This is a genomic window from Kitasatospora sp. NPDC001539 (assembly GCF_040298565.1).
In the GTDB taxonomy this organism is placed as follows: Bacteria; Actinomycetota; Actinomycetes; order Streptomycetales; family Streptomycetaceae; genus Kitasatospora.
Window position 1 is genome coordinate 1 of record NZ_JBEPAK010000072.1, and the last position, 21,072, is coordinate 21,072.

The 21,072-nt window shown below is 74.7% G+C and carries 22 protein-coding genes; 13 read left to right on the top strand and 9 right to left on the bottom strand.

Annotated elements, in window-relative coordinates; genetic code table 11:
* Positions 1-182: 182 nt before the first annotated feature.
* Positions 183-1,391: an MFS transporter gene (locus ABT247_RS14240; protein ID WP_350742466.1), complete on the bottom strand. Its 1,209-nt coding sequence runs from the start codon at positions 1,389-1,391 to the stop codon at positions 183-185.
* A 142-nt stretch (positions 1,392-1,533) separates the two neighbouring features.
* Between ABT247_RS14240 and ABT247_RS14245 the strand changes: the two genes are divergently transcribed.
* The 4 genes from ABT247_RS14245 (at position 1,534) to ABT247_RS14260 (ending at position 3,757) form a co-directional block, all read left to right on the top strand.
* A complete protein-coding gene (locus ABT247_RS14245; protein WP_350742468.1) occupies positions 1,534-1,863 on the top strand; it encodes an ArsR/SmtB family transcription factor in 330 nt (109 codons plus the stop codon).
* Positions 1,864-1,929: 66 nt separating this feature from the next.
* On the top strand, positions 1,930-2,652 hold the full coding sequence (locus ABT247_RS14250) for an HAD family hydrolase (RefSeq protein ID WP_350742470.1): 723 nt from the start codon (positions 1,930-1,932) through the stop codon (positions 2,650-2,652).
* A 149-nt stretch (positions 2,653-2,801) separates the two neighbouring features.
* Positions 2,802-3,284, top strand: a complete 483-nt coding sequence (locus ABT247_RS14255) for a MarR family winged helix-turn-helix transcriptional regulator (protein WP_350742472.1) — start codon at positions 2,802-2,804, stop codon at positions 3,282-3,284.
* Positions 3,281-3,757, top strand: coding sequence for a winged helix DNA-binding protein (locus ABT247_RS14260; protein ID WP_350742474.1), 477 nt, complete (start codon positions 3,281-3,283; stop codon positions 3,755-3,757). The genes ABT247_RS14255 and ABT247_RS14260 overlap by 4 nt, the downstream gene beginning before the upstream one ends.
* A 98-nt stretch (positions 3,758-3,855) precedes the next feature.
* On the opposite strand, the gene ABT247_RS14265 is transcribed toward ABT247_RS14260, so the two are convergent.
* Positions 3,856-4,326 carry a hypothetical protein gene (locus ABT247_RS14265; protein ID WP_350742476.1) on the bottom strand — a complete coding sequence of 157 codons (471 nt, stop codon included), beginning with the start codon at positions 4,324-4,326 and terminating at the stop codon, positions 3,856-3,858.
* Between the two features lie 282 nt (positions 4,327-4,608).
* Positions 4,609-5,178 carry a P-loop nucleotide/nucleoside kinase family protein gene (locus ABT247_RS14270; protein WP_350742478.1) on the bottom strand — a complete coding sequence of 190 codons (570 nt, stop codon included), beginning with the start codon at positions 5,176-5,178 and terminating at the stop codon, positions 4,609-4,611.
* Between the two features lie 253 nt (positions 5,179-5,431).
* On the opposite strand from ABT247_RS14270, the gene ABT247_RS14275 reads away from it, so the two are divergent.
* On the top strand, positions 5,432-5,815 hold the full coding sequence (locus ABT247_RS14275) for a hypothetical protein (RefSeq protein ID WP_350742480.1): 384 nt from the start codon (positions 5,432-5,434) through the stop codon (positions 5,813-5,815).
* A 33-nt stretch (positions 5,816-5,848) separates the two neighbouring features.
* Here the strand turns inward: ABT247_RS14275 and ABT247_RS14280 are convergent, their stop codons facing one another.
* Together ABT247_RS14280 and ABT247_RS14285 are read right to left on the bottom strand one after the other, a co-directional pair.
* The gene (locus tag ABT247_RS14280) at positions 5,849-6,514 is read right to left on the bottom strand and encodes an AAA family ATPase (protein ID WP_350742482.1); all 666 of its coding nucleotides are present in this window, start codon (positions 6,512-6,514) and stop codon (positions 5,849-5,851) included.
* An 83-nt stretch (positions 6,515-6,597) separates the two neighbouring features.
* Positions 6,598-7,119, bottom strand: a complete 522-nt coding sequence (locus ABT247_RS14285) for a MarR family winged helix-turn-helix transcriptional regulator (RefSeq protein WP_350742484.1) — start codon at positions 7,117-7,119, stop codon at positions 6,598-6,600.
* A 47-nt stretch (positions 7,120-7,166) separates the two neighbouring features.
* Here ABT247_RS14285 and ABT247_RS14290 point away from each other — a divergent pair, with 47 nt between their 5' ends.
* From ABT247_RS14290 to ypfJ, 3 genes are all read left to right on the top strand, one after another.
* Positions 7,167-8,120, top strand: coding sequence for a DMT family transporter (locus ABT247_RS14290; RefSeq protein ID WP_350742486.1), 954 nt, complete (start codon positions 7,167-7,169; stop codon positions 8,118-8,120).
* 78 nt (positions 8,121-8,198) lie between these two features.
* Positions 8,199-8,696 carry a hemerythrin domain-containing protein gene (locus ABT247_RS14295; RefSeq protein WP_350742488.1) on the top strand — a complete coding sequence of 166 codons (498 nt, stop codon included), beginning with the start codon at positions 8,199-8,201 and terminating at the stop codon, positions 8,694-8,696.
* Positions 8,697-9,217: 521 nt separating this feature from the next.
* Positions 9,218-10,123, top strand: a complete 906-nt coding sequence (ypfJ, locus tag ABT247_RS14300) for a KPN_02809 family neutral zinc metallopeptidase (protein WP_350742490.1) — start codon at positions 9,218-9,220, stop codon at positions 10,121-10,123.
* Here the strand turns inward: ypfJ and ABT247_RS14305 are convergent.
* The gene (locus ABT247_RS14305; RefSeq protein ID WP_350742492.1) at positions 10,120-11,013 is read right to left on the bottom strand and encodes a LysR family transcriptional regulator; all 894 of its coding nucleotides are present in this window, start codon (positions 11,011-11,013) and stop codon (positions 10,120-10,122) included. The genes ypfJ and ABT247_RS14305 overlap by 4 nt on opposite strands.
* 148 nt (positions 11,014-11,161) lie before the next feature.
* Between ABT247_RS14305 and ABT247_RS14310 the strand changes: the two genes are divergently transcribed.
* Both ABT247_RS14310 and ABT247_RS14315 read left to right on the top strand, forming a co-directional pair.
* On the top strand, positions 11,162-11,620 hold the full coding sequence (locus ABT247_RS14310; protein ID WP_350742494.1) for a hypothetical protein: 459 nt from the start codon (positions 11,162-11,164) through the stop codon (positions 11,618-11,620).
* Positions 11,613-13,328, top strand: a complete 1,716-nt coding sequence (locus tag ABT247_RS14315) for a multicopper oxidase family protein (RefSeq protein WP_350742496.1) — start codon at positions 11,613-11,615, stop codon at positions 13,326-13,328. Before ABT247_RS14310 ends, ABT247_RS14315 begins: the two co-directional genes overlap by 8 nt.
* A 685-nt stretch (positions 13,329-14,013) precedes the next feature.
* On the opposite strand, the gene ABT247_RS14320 is transcribed toward ABT247_RS14315, so the two are convergent.
* On the bottom strand, positions 14,014-14,898 hold the full coding sequence (locus ABT247_RS14320; protein ID WP_350742498.1) for a hypothetical protein: 885 nt from the start codon (positions 14,896-14,898) through the stop codon (positions 14,014-14,016).
* 217 nt (positions 14,899-15,115) lie between these two features.
* On the opposite strand from ABT247_RS14320, the gene ABT247_RS14325 reads away from it, so the two are divergent.
* Complete coding sequence (locus tag ABT247_RS14325) at positions 15,116-16,198, top strand: hypothetical protein (RefSeq protein WP_350742501.1); 1,083 nt, start codon at positions 15,116-15,118, stop codon at positions 16,196-16,198.
* Positions 16,199-16,435: 237 nt separating this feature from the next.
* Here the strand turns inward: ABT247_RS14325 and ABT247_RS14330 are convergent, their stop codons facing one another.
* The gene (locus ABT247_RS14330) at positions 16,436-17,443 is read right to left on the bottom strand and encodes a MarR family transcriptional regulator (protein ID WP_350742503.1); all 1,008 of its coding nucleotides are present in this window, start codon (positions 17,441-17,443) and stop codon (positions 16,436-16,438) included.
* 210 nt (positions 17,444-17,653) lie between these two features.
* Here ABT247_RS14330 and ABT247_RS14335 point away from each other — a divergent pair, with 210 nt between their 5' ends.
* The gene (locus tag ABT247_RS14335; RefSeq protein ID WP_350742505.1) at positions 17,654-18,244 is read left to right on the top strand and encodes a hypothetical protein; all 591 of its coding nucleotides are present in this window, start codon (positions 17,654-17,656) and stop codon (positions 18,242-18,244) included.
* A 206-nt stretch (positions 18,245-18,450) separates the two neighbouring features.
* Complete coding sequence (locus ABT247_RS14340) at positions 18,451-19,794, top strand: bifunctional folylpolyglutamate synthase/dihydrofolate synthase (protein WP_350742507.1); 1,344 nt, start codon at positions 18,451-18,453, stop codon at positions 19,792-19,794.
* A 197-nt stretch (positions 19,795-19,991) separates the two neighbouring features.
* Here the strand turns inward: ABT247_RS14340 and ABT247_RS14345 are convergent, their stop codons facing one another.
* Entirely contained in the window at positions 19,992-20,912 is a 921-nt protein-coding gene (locus tag ABT247_RS14345) for a ribosome-inactivating family protein (protein WP_350742510.1), read from the bottom strand.
* Between the last annotated feature and the right edge of the window lie 160 nt (positions 20,913-21,072).

The following is a 21,072-nucleotide window of genomic DNA, read 5'->3' on the forward strand; positions in this document are numbered from 1 at the left end:
GGGCCGGGCAGCGCCGGCCCGCCGCACCGGGGCTGCCGGCCTCGAGCGGCGCTGCCCCCCGCGAGCGGTCACATCACCGGTTCGCCGTGCGCCCCGTCGTGCCACCCGCTCGCCGTGCGGCCGGTCACACCCACCGGTCCGTCGTGCGGCCGGTCACGCCCACCGGTCCGTCGCGCGGCCGGTCACGCCCCAGCAGGCGTGCGGTCCTTTCGGTTCCCCGGCGCGGCGCCCGCCGGGCGGGGCCGTCGGGCTGGCCGCTGGTCGCGGGTGGTGGCCGCCGCCGTCATGCAGGCCGCCAGCGCCAGCCCGGCCGCGGCCAGCGGGAACCAGCGGGGCCCGAGCAGGGCGATCGCCGCGGAACCCGCGACGCCGCCGGCGGCCGTGCCGAGGTAGAGCGCGCTGCTGTTGAGGGAGATCAGCAGGGGCGCGCTGTGCGGATCGATCGACGCCAGCCGGTGCGGCAGCGCCACGGACACGGCCCAGCCCGCCAGCGGTACCACCGCCGCGTAGACGAGCGATCCGGCCATGGTGCGGCCGAGCCAGGGCAGGGCGGTGAAGGCGCCGGCCGCGATCGCGGAACCGGTGAGCAGCACCCGGCGCACGCCGACGCGGTCGACGAGGCGTCCGCCGAGCCAGCTGCCGGCCACCGAGGCCAGGCCCGTGGTGAGCAGGACGAGGCCGAGCCGGTCGGCGTCGCCGCCGGTGGCGCCGGAGACGGCGGTGGCCAGGTAGATGTAGACGCTCTGGAAGGCGAGGAAGAAGGTCAGGGTGGTGGCGGCAGCGCCGAGGACCCGGGGCCGGGTGAGTGGGGTGAGGCGGGCGCCGAGCGTGGGGGCGGCGGCGGGGGCGGGCAGGTCGCGCAGCAGGGCGGCGAGGCCGGCTAGGGCGGCCGCGGCGAGGGCGGTGACCAGCCACATGGTCAGCCGCCAGTTCGCGTGGCCGATCCAGGTGCCCAGCGGCACGCCGAGCGCGGTGGCGACCGTCATGCCGCCGAGGACGGTGGCCAGGGCGCGGCCGCGGCGTTCGGGGGCGACGAGGGTGGTGGCCACCGCGTTGGCGGTCGGGGTGTAGAGGGCGGCGCCGGCGGCGGCCAGGACGCGGGTGGCCAGCAGGAGGCCGTACGTCGGGGCGAGGGCGCTGAGGGCGTTGGCCGCGCCGAAGACGGCGAGGGCGGTCAGCAGCAGGCGCCGGCGCGGCCAGCGGGCGGTGGCGGCGGCCAGCGGCGGCGCCAGGAGCGCGTAGCCGAGCGCGAAGACGGTGACCAGCTGGCCGGCGGAGCCCACCGACACGCCCAGGTCGGTGCTGATCGGGGTGAGGATGCCGGCGATGACCATGGAGTCGGTGCCCATGGCGAAGGTGCCGAGGGCGAGCAGGAGCAGGCGTACGGGCACGGGAAAGGCCCCCCGGGAAGATTGTTGGACGAACATGCAACCGTTTGATGCTCGTCAAACAATTGAGGATTGGTGGATGATTGTCAAACCATCCGCGTCGCCGCCCGGTGCGCCGACAACCCGAGACGCCGGAGTCGAGTCCATGACCGCAGACGAGCGGCTTGCCCAGCCCGCCACCGCCGACATCGACCTCGTCACGGTCCTGCACGCCCTCGGCGACCCGGTGCGCATGCGCCTGCTGCTCAGCTACGCCGACGGCGCCGAGCACTCCTGCGATCCGCGCGACCTGGGCCTGGACCACCTCCACAAGTCGACCGTCTCCCACCACATGCGCGTCCTGCGCGAAGCCGGCGTCACCACCACCCGCGTCGCCGGCCGCAACCGCTTCGTCAGCCTCCGGCGGGCCGACCTGGACGCCCGCTTCCCGGGCCTGCTCGACGCCCTGCTCGCCGCGGCGGGCGCGCCGGCCTGAGCGCGCCCGCGCGCGAACGAGGCGGATGCGCAACGGGCTCACACACCGAGCGGAAAGGGGCGGTCCGTGCCGACCATCAGGGGCGTGCTCTTCGACGTCGACGACACGCTGTTCGACTACTCCGGCTCCGAGGCGGCCGGCCTCCTGGCCCATCTGCGCGCGGGCGGCCGACCCGACGCCTCCGTCTCCCCGCAGGCGGCCCTGGAACTGTGGCGCGCCGTCACCGAAATCCAGTACGCGCGCTTCCTCGCCGGTGAACTCACCTTCCGCGCCCAGCAGTACGAGCGCACCCGCCGCTTCCTGGCCCACCTCGGCCGCGCCGACGCCGACCACCTCACCGACGAGCAGGCCGCCGCCTGGTTTGCCGGCTACGCGGCCCACCGCGACGCCGCCCGGGCCGCCTTCCCCGATGTGGCCCCCACCCTCGCCGCCCTCGCGCCCCGCTACCGGCTCGGCGTCGTCTCCAACTCCGACGCCGACCACCAGCGCCGTAAGCTCCATGCCGTCGGACTGCTCGACTACGTGGCCGACGCCTTCGTCTGCTCCGACCAGCACGGCGAGGCCAAACCCGCCCCCGGCATCTTCCTCGCCGGCTGCGCGGCCCTGGGCCTGCCTCCCGGTGAAGTCGCCTACGTCGGCGACAAGTACGTCCTCGACGCCGAGGGTGCCCACCGGGCCGGGCTGACCGCATTCTGGCTCGACCGCGCCGCCTCCCGCGCCCCGGTGGCGCCCGGCATCCGCGTCCTGCACACCCTCGACGACCTGCCCCGGGCCCTCGCCGCCGCCTGAGGCCGCCGGCTCGTCGTCCGCGTCCCCAGCCGCTGTGCCGAGCCGCTGTGCCTGGCTGCTGTGCCTGGCCGCTGCGTCCGGCCGCCGGGGCGCGGCTCCGGTCACGAAAACAGTAGCCATGGACATAGTAGCCATGTACAGTATTCGCCATGAGTTCAGCAGCCGAGAGCGCCACCACCGGTTTCCTGGTCTGGCGCCTGTCGATGAAGTGGCGCGTCGCGGTCGACCGGGCCCTCGCCCCGCTGGGCCTGACGCACGCGCAGTACGCCGTACTCGCCTCGCTGTACGGCATGGGGCGCTCCGGCCTGCGGCCCAGCCAGCGCCGGCTGGCCGACCACACCGGGCTGGAGGCGCTGTACGTCTCCAAGCTCGCCCGGGCGCTGGAAGGTGCCGCGCTGGTGGCACGCACCCGGGATCCGGACGACCCGCGCGCCATGCAGCTGACGCTCACCGAGCACGGACACGAGGTCACCGCCCGGTCCATCACCGCGGTCCAGGGACTGCTGGACCAGCTGCTGGAGCCGCTCGGCGGCCAACACGGGCCGCGCGCCCGCGAGTTCGCCCGCGATCTGGCCGTCCTGCTCGACGCACCTCTTGACCCGCGCACCGACGACGAGGAGCACCAGTCATGACCACCACGACCACCACCACGAGCACGACCGGGGCGCCCGCACCCCTCAACCCCCGCGCCATCGCCCTGGCCCACTACGCCTCGCGCGCCCTCCTGGAAGGCGTCCTCGCCCGCCACGGCCTCACCTTCGAGCAGAGCGTCGTCCTGCGGGCCGTCACCGCCGCCGGCGGCCGCATCGAGCGTGACGCACTCGTCATCGACGTCAACGGCTCGCTGAAGGCCGGCGAGGGGGCCGTGCGGGCCGTCCTCGACCGGACGGTTCGCGCCGGGCTGCTGGAAACGGACGCGGAGCAGCCCGCCCTGATCCGGCTCACCGACGCCGGACGCGAGCTCTTCGAACGCACCGGTGCCGAGACCGCCCCCATCACCGCCCGCGTGTACGCCGGCATCCCGGCCGAGGACCTCGCCGTCGCCGGCCGCGTGCTGGCGCTGGTCGCCGAGCGCGCCAACGCCGAACTGGCCCGCGCCTCGTAGGGGAGCGGAGGGCGGCCGGGCTCCGGCCGCCCTCCGCTCGGCCGGCCGATTGCGCGGGCCCGGACGCGACGTCGAGCCCCGCGGCAGCCGCCCTTGCCTCACTGCCCCGGGCGCTCGAAGGTCTCCACACTGCTGCGCCACGGCCCCTCGGCACTGCCGACCGGGTTGATCAGGACCACGAAGTCGGGGAGGGCGTCGGCGACGGGGAGGCCGCTCCCGTCACGGCTGCCGGGCTCGGCCTCCCAGTCGATCATGTGCACGGTGACGGCGTGCTCGCCCGGCTCCACCGGCACGCCCAGCACGGCGTCGTCCGGTTCCGCGCTCACGTCCTCGATCCCGCTCAGGCAGGCCAGCCCCGTGGAGACGAACAGATAGGGCGAGGAGGAGACGGCGAGGCGGCCCGCCTCACGCCTACTCAGCTCGGCCGGTCGGCCCTGGACACCCACCCGAACCAGCAATCCGAAGGCTCCGTCGACGCCGATGTTCACGGGTACGAAGGAGCTGGCACGGATGTGCCGCGACACGTCCTCGTCCTCCAGCAGCTCCCGCTCCCACGAGTCGTGGTCCACGACACGTCGGAAAGCCGCCGGATCCCAGAGCCCCAGCATCCCGGCACTCGTGGCCACCGCTGCTGCGGAAGCCCGCACACCGGGCCGGTCTCCACCGGTCATCTCGTCCTCCAGGCGTCATCCGCCGCGCGTCTGCTGCGGCAGGACCACCCATCCTGCCGGCCGGGACCGACAGGGCGGCGCGGCGCTGCGGCGTGCTCGCCGCGTCGCGGGCGGTCCGTCGGGGATTCCGGAACGACCGGTTCCGAGCGCCGACGACGCCCCACGGGCCCGGTGCCACCCTCAGTGCCGCGTGAACGCCACGATCTCCGCCAGCGGCGGATCGTAGCCGTGGGCGGTGTCCACGCACAGCCGTGGAACGCCCGGCAGGGAAAGCGGCGTGAAGTCGTCCAGCAGGTTGCCCGTGCCGGACGGGGCGGCGAGCAGCTCGCGGTCGGCGTGCGCGCCGCGGTGCCCGCCGGTGGCCAGGCGGGCGGCGATCCGCCGCCGGGCCAGCGCCCGTTCCACCTCGCAGTGCACCACCCGCAGTTCGGCGTGCGCGGCCAGCGGCTCCAGACCGGGGCGCCACACCCGGTCCTGGAACGCGGCCTCCGCGACCACGCTCACCCCCGCGCGCACCAGCACCCCCAGCACCTCGAAGAACACGGCCCGCACCGTTCCGTCGACCCCGCCGGGCTCGACACCCGCAGAGTCGGCGGTGCCTGCGGCACTCGAAGTGCCGGCGGTGCCCGCGTGTACGAGGCCCTCCTTCAGCTCGTCCCGGCACACCGCCGGACAGCCGACCGCCCCCGCCAGCGCGTGCGCCAGCGTCGTCTTGCCGCTGCCCGGCCCGCCGCTCACCACGATCAGCACCGCCCGCCTCCCGTCCCACCCGCACTCGCCACGACGGTACGCCGCCGTGCCGGATTCCGTCGGCCGCGCGCTCCCCTCCCGGCGGGCGGCCCGGCAGGCGGCCGGGGCGGCGCCCGCCGCCAACTCGGCTGAGGCCCCGACCGGTTGCGACCGAGCGGGGCGAAACCCCAGGGCCCCCGGCTCGTTGTCCGGTGCGGGTCACCTGACGGCCGAACCGCCAGCGGCGCCCCGGCCCCGACGAAGAGGATGTTCCATGACCGACACCCAGACGGGCGTTGCCCGTCGCAGCGGCAGCCCGGACTCGGCGGTGGACCGCGTCGCCGACTTCTACGGCGCCTACATCGACGCCGTCTCCGACGGAACGGACGACCTCTCCGACGAGCTGCGCGCCCACTACCTCACCGAGGACCTGCGCCAGCGGCTGGCGGCCTGGGAGGAGGCCAACCACGCCGACGGCGTGCTGCGCGCCCAGGACGTGCCCACCGCCTGGTCAGCGGCGTACCACGACTCCGGCGCCGGGCACCTGTTCACCACCGTCACCCTCACCTGGGGCACCGGGCCGGACGCCGGGGACACCCGGCTCGCGGTGCAGAGCGACCTGAGCACCAAGTTGATCTCCGACATCGAGGACGCCTAGGCCTCCTGACGGCGGGCACCCGCTCGGCGCCGCTCAGGCCAGGGCGGCCGCCAGCCGCCGGGCCAGCGTGGCGTAGGGCCGGCAGTCCACCACCGGCAGGCCGTGGGCCCGGGCCTGGTCGGCGAGCCAGGCGGAGTAGCGGGCGCTGACCTCGGCGCGCTCGGGCTGCGGGCCGAGGTCGGGCTCCCGGTCGGCGTAGTTGGCGCTGATGCGCGCCGGGTCGTGCTCGTGCAGGAAGACCGCCCGCACCCGGCGGCCGCGCCGCCCGGCCTCGGCCGCGCAGCGGGCGGCGGCGGCCGGGGTGAGGTAGTCGCCCTCGATGACGGCCGGCACGTCCACGGTCAGCCGGTTGCGCACCACGCCGAGCAGGGCCTCGTCCAGGGCGTGGGCGGTGGCGATCTGCAGCTCGAGCACCCGCTGCGCGTCCGGCGACTCCTCCGGCGACTCCTCCGGAGAGCCGGTCCGGGAGCCCGTCGGGTCGTCCGGGGCGTGGAGGTCGTCGTCCCCCTGGGCGTCGAAGTGGTGCAGGCCGGGGTGGGTGGCGGGGGTGGTGGCGGCCTGCAGCGCGGCGACCACATCGTCGAACTCCACCGTGAACGCGCCGTGTCGGGCGGCGAGGGCGGCAGCGGCGCGGCTCTTGCCGAGGCCGGACGCACCGCCGATGAGCAGGACGTCCCAGGGGCTGTGGTCGCTGTGCATACGGGCACGGTAGACGGTTCCCGGCGCGTCGGGTCCGCTGGGGGTGGAGCGGGCCGCCGGGCCCTGAGTGCCAGTGGCCCGCGTCACGGGGTGGGGTGCGCGGACCCGGTGCCGTCCAGCCGGTGCTGCCAGGCGGTGAGCAGGGTCTGGAGGGCGGCGGCCTCCTCAGGGCTGAGGTGGGCGAGCAGGCGGTGTTCGTTGCGCATGTGGGCGGTGAACGCCTCGTCGATCAGGCGCAGGCCGGCTTCGGTGAGGCCGACCACCCGGGCCCGCCGGTCGTCCTCGGCGGGGCGGCGGGTGACCAGCCCGGCGCGTTCCAGGCGGTCGATCCGCTTGGTCATCGCGCCGGTGGTGACCATGGTGTGCGCGGCGAGTTCACCGGGGGCCCGCTCGTACGGGGCGCCGGCGCGCCGCAACGCCGCGAGCACGTCGAACTCGCCCTCGCCGAGGCCGTAGCGCTGGTAGACGAGCGTGAGCTCGACGGTCAGGCGGGCGGCGAGGCGGTGCAGGCGCCCGATCACGGCCTGCGGGGAGACGTCGAGGTCGGGGCGCTCGCGCCGCCACTCGGCCTGGATCAGCGCGACATGGTCAACGTCCGGGTGCATGCGACCACCCTATCGGGATAGCTTCCCGGGAAGCTAGATTACCTTCCATGGAAGCGAAACTCCGCTGGGCCCTCCTGACCGCGCTCGCGCCGCTCGCCTGGGGCACCAACTACTGGATCACCCACGCCTACCTGCCACCCGACCGCCCGCTGTGGGGCGCCACCCTGCGCGCCCTGCCCGCCGGCCTGCTCCTGCTCGCCCTCGTCCGCCGCCGCCCCCGCGGCCCCTGGTGGCGCCGCAGCGCCCTGCTCGGACTCCTCAACACCGCACTCTTCTTCGTCCTGCTCTACCTCGCCTCCCAGTCGCTGCCCACCAGCACCGCCGCCACCGTCATGGCCGCCTCGCCCCTGGTCATGCTGTTCACCGCCTGGGCGCTCGCCGGCCAGCGCCCCCACCCGGCGCACCTGGCCGGAGCCCTGGTGGGACTGGCGGGCGTCGCACTGGCCCTGCTCGGCCCGCTCGGCGCGCTCAACCGGACCGGCCTGGCGGCCTCGGTGGGAGCGATGCTGGTCTCCTGCGTCGGCTACGTGCTCTCCGCCCGCTGGCGCGACGGCGCCGACCCGCTGGCCGCCACCGCCTGGCAGCTGACCGCCGGTGCGCTGCTGCTGCTGCCGTTCGCCGCCGTCGTCGAGGGCGCGCCGCCCCCGCAGTCCACCCCCACCCTGCTCGCCTTCGGCTACACCGCCCTGGTGGCCACCGCGCTCGCCTTCGCCTGCTGGTTCGCCGGGCTGCGCCACCTGCCGGCCGGAACCGTCGGTCTGCTCGGACTGCTCAACCCGCTGGCCGGGGTGCTGCTGGGCACCACACTCGACGGGGATGCCTTCGGGACGCGCCAGGGCGCGGGACTGGCCCTGGTGGCCACCGGCATCCTCCTCGGGCGCCCCCGCCCCGCGCGCCACGCCGACCCCGCCCAGGTCGCGGCCCCGAACGCGGCCCCGGACCCGGACCCGGCCCCGGCCCCGGACGCGGGCTCGCGCTTGCCCCGACGGCCGGTGCCGTGATCGGATGGCGGGCAGCATCGCGTACCGGTGGCGGACTGCGCCAGGCATGGAGGTGCCGGACCGAAGGGACCACCCACCGTGGCTTCCTCCGCCGACGGCCGCACGGCCGCCCTCAGCGCCCAACTCGCCCGAGCACACCGGGATCTGCGCCGCCACCTCACCGAGGTCCGAACCGGACTCGGCCGTCGCCGCCCGGCCGGCGGCGACACGCTCCTCACCCACTGCCTGGCGTTCTGCACGGCCCTGACCAACCATCACCAGGGCGAGGACGAGGGCCTGTTCGCCGCCCTGGTGCGCGAACGGCCGGACCTCGCACCGACCGTGGCCGCCCTCGTCGAGGACCACGGCCTCATCGCGGGCATCCTCACGCGCGTCCGCGAACTCGCCGAAGAGGCCGAGCGGGCCACCGCCTCACCGGACGGCGACCTCGAGGCGATCGGACGGGAACTCGACGGCCTGGCCGCCATCATGGAGTCCCACTTCGGCTACGAGGAACGCGCCATCGGCGCCGCGCTGGACGCCGGGGTGCCCGACGACGGCTGGCGGGAGCCGGTCCTGCACTTCCGGGCGCCGTAGCGCCTCCGCCGCCCGCCTCCTGCTGCTCGCCCCCTGTCGCTCGCCCCCTGGTCCGGGGTTCTCGCTGTCGCCGAACCGGCAGCCGAGGCGAGGTGGGGGGCGGTTCGCCGGGCGGGGGTGTGGACGAGCGGGTGCCAGGAGACGGCGCCGCCCCGCTGTCCGTCGGCCGTCTCCAGGGCGCCCCTCGAACCCGCTCGAAGCGCAGGTCGGGGTACGCCCGGCGGGCGAGGTCGATGAACGCGGGGGACAGGTCCACCCCGAACCCGTCCGGTCCGAGTTCCCGGCTTCGTCCCGGTACGGGGCGTGCCTCACCGTCAGGGCGTGGAGGCCCTGCCCTCATGCGTGCCGGGCGCCGCTGCCCGTAGGCTGGGCGGGCCGCAAGGCGGCGCGCAGAACAGCGCGAACAGCGACAAACCGATACACCGATACACCGATACACCGACACCCGACAGAGCGGCATCCGGCGGGCCGACACCCGGCGGACCACGACCCACAGAGCGACGGAAGCAGGCAGGCAGGGCATGCAGTTCGATGACCAGGGCGACCTCGACACCTCACAGGTGGACGACCGGCGCGGTGTGCCGGGCGGGAAGGTGGCCATCGGCGGCGGGGCGGCGGGTCTGATCGTGGTGCTGCTGGCGGTCGTCCTCGGCGTGGACCCGCAGCTGCTGGGCCTGTCGTCGGGCTCCGGCTCCGGCACCTCGTCCTCGTCCGGCGTGCGCACCGACGGCCAGGTCCAGCAGTCCTGCAAGAGCGGCGCCGACGCCAACAAGCGCCAGGACTGCCGGATCACGGCGGTGACCAACAGCCTCCAGGAGTTCTGGCGCACCGAGCTGCCGGCCCGCACCAAGATCGCGTACAAGAGCGCCCAGACGGTGCTGTTCACCGACCGGGTCTCCACCGCCTGCGGGCCGGCGACCTCGGCGGTGGGCCCGTTCTACTGCCCCGGCGACCAGAAGGCCTACTTCGACCTGGGGTTCTTCGACGAGCTGTCCTCCCGCTTCGGCGCCAAGGGCGGTCCGTTCGCCGAGTCCTACGTCGTCGCCCACGAGTACGGCCACCACATCCAGACCCTGACCGGCACGATGCAGAAGGTCGGGAACGACCGGCAGGGCGCGAACAGTGCCTCGGTGCGTCTGGAACTGCAGGCCGACTGCTACGCGGGGGTGTGGGCGCACCACGCCACCACCACCCCGCAGCCCTCCACCGGCCGTCCGCTGATCGCCTCGCTCACCGACCAGGACATCGCCGAGGGCCTGGACGCGGCCGCCGCCGTGGGCGACGACCGGATCCAGAAGCAGGCCACCGGGAGGATCAACCCGGAGGCGTGGACGCACGGTTCCTCGGACCAGCGCCGGGCCTGGTTCACCACCGGCTACCGCAGCGGCGACCTCGCCCGCTGCGACACCTTCTCCGGCAAGATCTAGGAGGGCTCCTGCCGCCCGCCGGCCCAGTCCCAGCCGGTGAGCGCCTCGCGCAGGGCCCGGGCCGGGGCGGGCGGGTGTGCCGCGCCGGCCCAGTACAGGGTCAGGGCGCGGCGGCAGTCGGGGCTGTCGACGCCGACCCACTCCAGCGGGACGCGGGTGGCCGTGCGCCGGGCGATGTCGGGCACCAGGCCGATGCCCAGGCCCGCGCTGATCAGTTCGGCGATGGCGCCGGCCTCGTCGCCCTCGCAGACGATCCTCGGCGTCAGGCCCTGCGCCGCGAACAGGCGGTCCAGCAGGCGGCGCTGCCAGTGCCCGGGGCGGGCGGCGATGAAGGGCTCCTCGGCGAGTTCCCCGACGTCCACCGACGCGCGCCCGGCCAGCCGGTGGCCGGGCGGCACGGCCAACCCGACCTCCTCGTCCAGGAGCGGGGCCGACTCCAGGCCCTCGGCGGGGATCGGCTGCGAGGCGACGGCCAGGTCGATGTCCTGGGCCCGCAGCCGGCGGGCCATCTCGGCGGCCGGGAGCTGGTGCAGCTCGATCTCCACGGCGGGGTGCGCCCGTTTGAACGCCGCGAGCGGGGTGCTGAAGGCCAGGAAGGTCTCGGAGGCCAGCCGTACCGTCCCCGATCCGTCCCCCGTCGCCTCGGCCACCGCCCGGCGCCCGGCCTCCAGTTCACCGAGGGCCCGTTCGACGTAGCCGCGGAACAGGTGCCCGGCGGGGTTCAGCCGCAACCGGCCGCCCCGCTCGAACAGCGGCGCGCCCAGCTCCGCCTCCAGCCGGGCGACGGACCGGCTCAACGAGGGCTGGGCGACGCGCAGTTCCTCCGCCGCCCGGCTCAGGTGCTCCAGCCGCGCGACCGCGAGGAACTGGGTGAGCGTGTTCAGGTCCACCGTCGGCCCCCGGGTTCCATGCCGTCCACGGCATAACGTCATAGCAATACTGATCTTAGACACGATACCCGCCAGGTCATAACGTCGGAGGTGGTCACGCACCGGGCAACACCGAGCTCCGGTGCGGCAGTTCAGGAGAGGACGTTCCATGGCCATCGCAGCCGGCAGGCCCACCCCGGGCACCGCGGCCCGGTCCGGCACGGGGGTGCGGACCGGGCCCGCCGGATGGGTCCTGCGCACCCTGACCGGCGCGCACCTGGTCGCCGTCTGCGGCCAGCCCGTCTTCGCCGGTGTCTACCTCAGCGGCGACTTCGACGCCCTGCGCTGGCACGAGCTCGGCGCGAACCTCACCACCTCCCTCGGCTACGCGCAGCTGGTCGCGGCCGGGGTGCTGTGGGCCCGCGCCCGCCGCTCCTGGCCCTTCACCGCCACGCTCGTCGTGGTCGCCGCCGAGACGGTGCAGTACTTCGCCGGCCTGGACGGCGCGCTGTGGCTGCACCTGCCGCTGGGCGTGGCGACCATCGCCGGCCTGGTCGTCCTGGCGGGCGCCGTGTGGCGCGCGCCGTTCCCCGGCCGCACCGGGCAGCAGGAGGCGGGCGATGACTGACCGCCACCGGCTCGCCGAGAGCGACGGCCTGTCCCGGCGCCGGCTGCTGGGCATCGGCGGGGCGCTGGGCCTGCTGGCCGCCGGCGCCCTGACCTCCTCCGCCGCGCTCGCCCGCCGCCCGGCCGCCACCGGCGCCGAGCTGCGCAGCGAGGTGCCCCTGCCGCCCGCCCACCAGGTGCCGCTGCCACTGCCCGCGGTCCTGTCGCCGGTCGCCACCTCGGGCGGCGCGGACCGGTACGAGATCACCCAGCGGCAGGTGACCGCCGAGATCCTGCCCGGCGTCAGGACACCGCTGTGGACGTACGGCGGCACCTTTCCCGGCCCCACGATCGAGGCCCGCCGCGGCCGCCCCGTGATCGTCACCCACCGCAACGAGCTGCCGGTGCCCACGGTCGTCCACCTGCACGGCGGACGCACCCCGGCCGACTCCGACGGCTACCCGACCGACCTCGTCCTGCCCACCGGCTGGCCCGCCCCCGCTACCGGCTCGCAGAGCATGCCCGGCATGGCGGCGATGCCAGGGATGCCCGGGACGGCGACGATGTCGGCCATGCCGGGCATGCCAGGCATGCCAGGGATGGCGGGCATGCCGGGGACGCCGGGCGGGGGCCGGATGGACGACCCCCGGGCCGTCACCACCACCCTGACCCGCGAGTACACCTTCCCCAACGACCAGCGCCCCACCATGCTCTGGTACCACGACCACCGCATGGACTTCACCGCCCCGGCCGTCTGGCGCGGCCTGGCCGGTCTGCACGTCGTGCGCGACGACGCCGAACAGTCCCTGGGCCTGCCCGCCGGCGAGCGCGAGCTGCCCCTGGTGATCACCGACCGGGCGTTCGCCGCCGACGGCACCCTCCAGTACCCCTCCCTCGACCCCGAGCTGCGGAGCCGCCCCGGCGTCACCGAGCCCCACCTCGCCGGCGTCCTCGGCGACGTCATCCTGGTCAACGGCGCCCCCTGGCCCGTCCGCGAGGTCGACGCCGCCCGCTACCGCCTGCGCCTGCTCAACGCCTCCAACGCCCGGCACTACGAGCTGGAGGCGCTCTGCGAGGACGGACGCCGCCTCGACCTCGTCCAGATCGGTGCCGACCAGGGCCTGCTCGCCGCCCCCGTCACCCACCGCTTCCTGCCGATCGCGCCGGCCGAACGCTACGACGTCGTCGTCGACTTCGCCGGCCTGCCGCCCGGCAGCCTGGTCAGGATCCGCAACCGGCTCGGCACGGCACGCACCCGCGACGTGCTGGCCTTCCGAGTCGCCCGAACCGCCCGCGACGACAGCCGCATCCCCGCTGCGCTCGCCGCCGACCTACCGGACTGGCGCCGCCAGGACGCGGTCCGCGTACGGGACTTCGCCTTCCGGGCCGGGCGCATGGACGGCGGCCACGGCTGGCTGATCGGCGGCCGCCCCTTCGACCCGGCCCGCTCGGACGTCACGGTCGGTCTGGGCGACGTGGAGGTGTGGCGGTTGATCGCCGACGTCCACCACCCCGTTCACCTGCACCTGGTGGGCTTCCGGATCCTCTCCCGCGGTGGCAAGCCCCCGCTGCCCCACGACGCCGGGCTCAAGGACACCGTCTCCTTGCGGCCGGGGGAGTCCGCGGAGATCATCACGCGCTTCGACGGCTACCGCGGCCGCTACCTCTTCCACTGCCACAACGCCGAACACGAGGACATGGGGATGATGGCCAACCTCGAAGTCATCTGACCCGCACGCCGGCGGTCGGTGGCCGGCGCCCTCCGGCCGTGGCCGTGGCTGCGGCCGGAGGGCGGCCGTGCAGGGAGCGGGCCGGGGTGGCCCCGAACGCACGGGTCACGCGCGTGGGCCGTCTCACCGGGGTTCGACCGTCGGCCGGTTCCGCAGGCAGGCGGTACTGTGCGCGGATGCAGCCAGGCAGGATCTCCGCGGTGGGGGATTCGACGGCGCGAACTGGGCGGAGGGGTGTCCGGGTGACTGGCCAGACGGTGAAGATGGCGGCGCTCTGCGAGTGCGGCGACATGGCGGTGCGGCAGGTGAACCAGTTCGTCAACTTCGGCAAGGTCTGCTGGGATGCCGAGTTCCACTGCGACAGCTGCGGCTCCCGTCGGTGCGAGTACGCCGGATCGGGGTCGGCGCCCGACGATGGGTGGCGACAGGCGCTGCTGGCAGAGAATGGAGCTACCAGGCTGCGGCTGGCCGGTCCCGTACCAAGTCTGGTCCAGGCCATGAAGGTCTTCCGCGAAGTCCCGGGCGTCACATTGCCGCAGGCTCGGGGGCTTGCCGAGCAGCTGAGCAGCGACGGGGTGGTGGGCACCCTGGCGGAGATGGAGTCCTTGAAGACGCGGCTCCAGCTCCGCGGGGTCCCGGTAGCCGTCGAACAGATGGCGGGGCCCGGGACCCCACCCGGTCACACTCAGAAACCGACTTGCTGCGCCTCCTCGTCCTCCTCGTCGAAGGGGTAGGGCGGGATGGTCCACCGCATCGCCATCTCGCCCGCGTCGTCGGCCTCGAGCGTGACCGGGTAGACCTGGTCGGCGTCGCGACCGCCGTGGTGCCTGACCGAGTGGTCGCCCTGATCCCATTCGATGCCGAGCACCCGGCAGCCGCCCACCTCGATCGCCCCGACGTGGAGCGGGTGGTGCCACCCGGCGCGGCGGAACCGGTGGTAGTCGGTGTGCTTGTCGATCGAGACCATGAGGCCCCTGCCGTGGAGGCGGTCGCGCCAGGCGGAGAGTTCGGCCGCGCGGGCGGCCGCCTCGGCCAGCGGGAGGTCGAGCCAGCCGTGCGGCCCGTCCACGCCGTACTGCGCGATCCGTTCACCGCCGAACCGAGCGTGCGCGTCGTCCTCGTACAGGCCCCAGTAGAAGAGGTCGGCGAGCCCGTCGGCCGGTTCGTCCTCCATCCCTGTCCACGCGTGCAGCCCCACGGCGTCGCCGATCGCCATCCCGCACCGGTCGACCGGCAGATCCCCGAGGCGGATCGGCGCGGATCGGTCCGCGGCTTCCGGCCACGGGAGCCCGAGGGCGATCTCCAGGGTCGCGATCGTCGGCTCCTCGTCGAACGGGGACGGCGAGGTGCTCGCTCTCACCCTCAACGGCCGGTCGTCGGCAGCGGGGACCGCGACCGCCTCGCACAACTCCTCGCGAAGATGTCCTCCCCCCGCCGACGCCGCCGCCCTGGCGCGCTCGGGGAGTGGCTCGTCCAGCTCCCGCCAGAAGTCGATCCACCCGGCCATGCCGAGCACCAGCACACCGGACGGCGCATCGACGGATCCCAGGTCAGTGAAAGTCTCGTGCACCCACCGATTGTGCCCTCCAGGTGCGACAACGTCCGACCGGACGCAGTGCCGCGGCTCGAACGGACGTGGCCTTTTCCGTCCGGTGTGACGATCTGATTCCGGACAGTGACGATCGTGATCGGGTCGGCCCCGGACGATCGGCCCCTCCGCTCCCACGCGGCACCGCGACCCTGGTCCCGGCATGACCATGTGCCGCACCCCCAGGGGAGGGCAGTTGATGCGCACCGCCCGTCAAGTCGATCTCCTCCGTACCGAAGTCGGCAACGGACTCTCCGAACTGCGCACCGCCGGCGAGGCGTTGCGCACCGAGCTGCTGCAGGCCGTCACCGAAGGCCTGCGCGGGCACAGCGAGGCCCTCGCCGAGCTCGCCGGAGAGCGGCAGGAGGCCGAGCTCGCGCACCGGGACAGCCGGAAGCTGCAACGCCAGCTCGCCGAGACGCGTGACGAACTGCACCGGGTCCGGCTCCTCGCCGCCGAGGCCGGAACGGTCCGGACGACCGCCGCGGCAGGCGCCGACGCGGCGAACGCCCCCGACCGGCTCGTCACCGGTACCGGTGCCTCCGAAGACCCGTCGGCCGAGCCCCGGACCGGGCCGCCGGAGCCCACCGCCACCGAAGCCCCGCTGCCCGAGACACGTTGCCCCTTGCTGAAGGAGACCGCCGTGCCCGACAACGTCCCGGCCGAGGAGTCGAACAGCCCGGAGACCGGCATCACCGCCGAGCAGGCGAACCAGATCCTCGAACTGCTCGGTCGCCTCGTTCCCGCCTCCGCCCTCACCCCCGCCTCGGCTCCCGCCCCCGATGCCGCTACCGCACCCGCCCCGCAGCAGCGGCCCGCCGGGCAGGGCGTCCCGCTCCCGTCCGCCGCGACCGGAGGCGTCACCGACCTGATTCCGGCGGCCCTGGCCTGGAACGCCCACGTGGCCACCCTGCTCAAGGCCGCGGCCGTCAACACCGTGGCCGTCTCGTGCAACCCCCACACCTGGGAGTTCCTCGAGCAGCGGGTCGAGGGCGCCGAACACTTCGCCGAGCAGGACCTCGCCCCGCGCCCGCGCGGCAGTGCCGGCGAGGACCACGGTGACAACATCCTCTCGGGGCGCAGTGTGATCGCGTTGCTCAACGCCCTGCGGACCGCCGTGTACGCGGGCACCGGGCAGGAGGTGGAGACCTGGGCTCTGGCGGTGACCTGCTACGAACGGATCGCCGAGGTCGTCAACGCCACGCGGCCCGGCGGTGACGGTCAGGAGCCGGCCCGGCCCCGCATCGTCCTGGACGACCTGAGCGTGAGGTCCGCGAGCTGAGGAGCGGCGGCGGCGCCGGCTGATCCGCACTGCGGGTGTGTGCGGTCCTGACCGCGACGGCCGCTCGAGGCTGATCCGTCGCCGGCGCCCCGCCACCGTCCCGCCGAGGCGTCAGCACCGTACGCCTCCCCCCGCGGCACCGCCCGGACGGCGGGGACCGGGACGGCGGGAACCAGGACGGCGGGAACCGGGACGGCGGGAACCGGAACGGTGGGGGCCCGCCCGCCCCGGCGTCCGCTACCAGCACCGCTCCAGGAGAGCGAGGCCGGTCGGGGTGGCGGTGTGGAGGGCGGTGTTGCGGTCCCGCAGGGTGGTGATGAGGCCGGCTTCGCGCAGGACGGTGGCGTGCTGGCTGGCGCCGGAGGCGGTGATGCGCAGGGCACCGGCGAGTTCGCCGGTGGTGCAGCCGGGGCGCTGGGCGATGGTGTGCAGGACGGCTGCGCGGGTGCGACCCAGCAGGGCGGACACCGGCGCGGGGGCGGTGCCGAGGGCGGTGTCGAGGGCGGGGCGCGCGACGAGGAGGGGGCCCGTGGCCGGGTCGTAGTGGGCCGGGTAGGCGAGGACGGGCTGGGGTTCGGTGTCCGGGTCGACCAGGGGAGCCCGGGTGGCGAACACCGAGGGCGTCAGCAGCAGACCCCGGCCCTGCAGGTGGACGTCACCCTCGATGCCGGACAGCAGGTCGACTTCCAGGACGGGCGGCCGCCAGCGGATCCGCGGCGGGTACAGCCCGTTCAACAGCCGTTCGACGCCACCGTGCAGCATCTGCCGGGCCCGCAGCGCCCGGTCGGCGGCGAGGCCGGCGCTGATCTGCGGCCAGTAGGGCGCGAGCACCGTCGAGTGGACCTCCCCGAGGGCGTCGGCGAGCTGCCGCAGGAGGCCGGGGTCCTCGCCGAGGCGGTGCGCCCAGCCGGGCAGGCGCTGGTGGTCGGCGACGGAGGCCAGGGAGGCGCGCAGCTGGGTCCGCGGGGTCGCGGCGACCCGTTCCAGCAGTTCGGGGAGGGTGCCGCTGCCGCTCGGGCTCAGGAACGTGGGCGACCAGCCGTGCACGGGTGTCAGGTCGAGCACCATGCGGGCTCGCGGTGTGAGGCGGGCGCGGGTCTCGCGGCGCCACGCGCCGAACCGCAGGTCGTGGTTGCGGTCCTGCAGGACGCGCAGCGCGATGCTCAACTCGTCGAGCGGTAGGGCGCTCTCGGCGACGCGGGTGCGTGCCAGGTCCGCGCTGGTGAAGTGGAACCGGTAGACCATCCGTCCCCCCACGTGTCCGCGACGGCAGCGGCTCTTGAATCGAGCATGCCACGAATTTCGCGTGATTCGCCCTTGTTCAGCGGAGGTTGAAACAGGGCGACCGGCCAGGGGCCCGAAACAGATGCTGGTGCGGGAAGGCGGGCCGGGCGGTTCCGGTCCGCGCCTCACCGCCCGCCCAGGGAGTGGGTCGGGCCACAGACAGGAGTCGAGATGACCTCACGCAGCAAGGCAGTCCGGGCGATCGGCATCGCCCTCGCCGGTCTGAGCGTCCTGTGCGGCGCCACCACCGCGGCCGCCGCCCCGGCGCAGCCGGCCTCCGCCCAGCGGTTCGAGGCGCAGGCCCGGGCCGCCGGGCTGACCGCCGGCCAGGCCTCCTCCCTCCAGGAGAAGGTGGACTCCTACCTCGCCACCGTGGGCGGCACCCAGGTGGCCCCCAACCGGATCCAGCTCGCCGGCGCCACGGTGTACGTGGCCGTGCCCGGCGAGGAACACCCGCGTGACCTGACCGGCACGGCCGGGGCCGTGTCCTACGACCCGTGCGCCGGCGGAGGCGCCGACTACAAGCACATGTGCGCCTACCGCGGCACCTGGTACACGGGCGACGAGGTGGACATGTACAACTGCGCCCGCTACTACTTCAGCACCTGGTCCGGCCCCGGCTCCTGGGACAACAACCAGACCACCGGCACCGTCGCCCGCATGTACGGCGCCAGCGGCGCCTGGGTCTTCTCGACCAAGCCCGCCCACAGCTCGGACCCGAACGGCAACTGGACGCCGGTCCACAGCATCGTCAACTGCTAGGCCGCCGCCCCGGGCCCCAGCCCCCCGGCTGAGGCCCGCGCAGCGAACCACCCTGGGGCCAGGCCCGGTGCATCCGCGCCGGGCCCGGCCCGTCGCGTCCACCTGTCCCGCTACCCGCCCGGCACGCCCGGCCCCCGGACGCTGCTCACCCGATCGAGCGACATCGCCAGCCGCTCCCGCAGTCCCCGGTGGCAGCATGGCACCTCATGGACTATCAGCAGTGTACGGACCACCTCCGCGAGCTGTACCGGCTCCCGCGGACGGAGCGCGACGCGAGGCGCGGCAATCTGCCCGAGCTGCTGACGGCGCTCGGCCGCCCGCAGGACGGGCTGCGCGGGGCGATGGTGGTCGGCACCAACGGCAAGGGTTCCACCGCCGCCTTCGCCGTCGCGGCGCTGTCCGCGTCCGGTCAGCGGGTGGGCAGCATGCCGAGTCCGCACCTGCAGGAGCCGCGTGAGCGGGTCCGGATCGACGGACGGCCGGTCAGCCGCGCCGAGTTCGCGGCCGCCTTCACCGAGGTGGTGGCGGCGATCGAGGAGCACCACCTGCCGCTGTCCGCCGCCGGCCTGTGCACCGCGGTGGCCGTCGCCCACTTCCGGCGGGCCGGCGCCACCCACGTCGTGGCCGAGGCGTCCATCGGCGGGCGCAGGTCCGCGGTCCGGGCCCTGGAGCTCGACGTCAAGGTGATCACCGGCGTCGGACTCGACCACACCGACCTGCTCGGCGGCACCTTGGCGCAGATCGCCAGAGCCAAGGCCGGCGCCGTGCGCGACGGCGACCACGTCGTACTCGGCCGCCTGGACCCGCAGGCCCAGACGGCCGTCGAAGAGGTCCTGGCCGGCCGCACCGGCCTCACCCTCTGGCAAGTCGACCGGCACATCCACTGCACCGCCCGCCCCGGCGGCACGGCCGGCGCCACCGTGCTCGACGTCGCGACGCCGCGCGGCGAACACCGCGCCGTGCCCTGCCCCCTGCCCGGCACCCACCAGCACCACAACCTCGCCCTCGGCCTCGCCACAGCGGCCGCGCTCGCCGAGCGCGGCCACGCCCGGACCCCGACGGACGAACCCCTGCGCCGGGCACTGGCCGCCACCCGCTGGCCCGGCCGGCTCGAACTGCTCACCGACGCCCGGCTGGACGGCTGGCACGGCCGGGTCCTCCTGGACGGAGCCCACAACCCGCAGGGCGTGGCCACCGTGGTCCCCGAGATCGAACGCATCGCGGGAGCGGCCGACAGCCCCCGCACCCCGCGGGCCGCCGTCGTCTTCGCCGCGACGCGCGGCAAGGACGCGCCCGCGATGCTCGCCGCGCTGCCCGACCGGTGGCCGCTGGTCCTCACCCGCACCGGCTCGCCCGACGCCGGCGATCCCGCCCCGCTGCACACCGGACTGCCACCCGCTCGGCGCGCCGGCGCCGTCACCGCCCCCGACACCGCCACCGCACTGCGCAGGGCGGCCGACCTGGTAGGCCCCGGCGGCCTGGTCGTGGTGCTCGGATCGCTGCGGCTGGTGGGCGAGAGCCGCACCGCGCTCGGCCTGCCCCCGGCCTGACCGGTGGGCGGCGCCGCCCACCGTGTCCCCGAGGCCGCCCACCGGGCCCGGCAGGCCGGCGACGGCGCGGCGCCCGGCTGGTCGTCGCACCGCCGACCGCGGTGAAAACGGCGACGGCAGGGCTGCGCCCCGCCGCGGAGCTCCACGGATGACCGCTCCCGGGCGGGGCCGCCGGTGCGGCCCCGCCCGGGGTCAGCTCAGAGCTCCGTGTGCCAGGGGTCGCCCTTGACCTGGCTGGTGGTCGGCGCGGACTGGATCATCGCCAGCCGGTTGGCGACGTCCAGCAGCGTCCGGAAGACCCCCAGGCTCGGGATGGAGACGGCGGGCGGGTTCTCCCCCCGGTCGAGCCGCTGGGAGAAGTCGGACAGGTTGCCCCAGTTGTGCTCCAGGTCCTGCAGGTTGCCCGGGAGCCCGTTGATGGTGCGCCCGCCGTTGGCCATGACGGTCGCCTCGAGGCTGTAGATCTCCCAGAACCGGGCGGCCTCCGAGGTGAACTGGATCAGCGACATCAGCGACCGGGCCACGTGCTGGCTGTCGGGGCCGGGGTTGGTCGTGTACGCCAGGTTGAAGATCGCGTCCCGTGCGCTGCCGAAGCTGAACTGGATGCCGCCGAGCGCGCGGTTGGCCACCTGGGAGAGGGCGCCGTAGTTGGAGGAGGTGCGCAGGCTCTCGAACCGGCCGCTGGGGAGCAGGCCGACGCTCGAGTCGTTGCCCCGCCGGATGTTGTTCATGACCTCGCCGAGGTTGTACGGCCGGCGGCCGCCGTCGCCGGTCTCCACGAAGTAGTAGGTGACGCCGTTCATCGCCGTGAAGCCGCGGACGTAGAGGTCTCCGGGGCTGATCCACAACTGCACGCGGGCGGAACCGGAGTTGAGGTCGGCCCGGATCAGCTCGTTGCCCGACGCCGCGACCTGGGTCTGCCGCATGCGCTGCTGCCAGTCGTGGCCCGAGGCTTCCCGCAGGCTGGTGATGAAGCGCGTGTAGCTCTGCTGCATGGCGTTACCCGCCTCGTCGAGGTCGAGCCAGACGTGCCTCACCGATCGGAAGGGCACATCGGCGCTCGCCGTGCCGGCGCTGCCGACGAAGGCGGTGAAGGCGATGCAGAGCAGTGCGAGCACGGTCGTGATCCTCGCCAAAGGAGTGCGGGACCGCGGGTGAAGATTCATGTCATTCCTCGGAAGCGGTCGTCCGCGTGCGTCGACGCGCGCGGACGAGCCTGGTGAACACCGCCCGCGCGGTAGACGCGATCGGGGGCCGGGACGCTGCCCGGCCTTCACC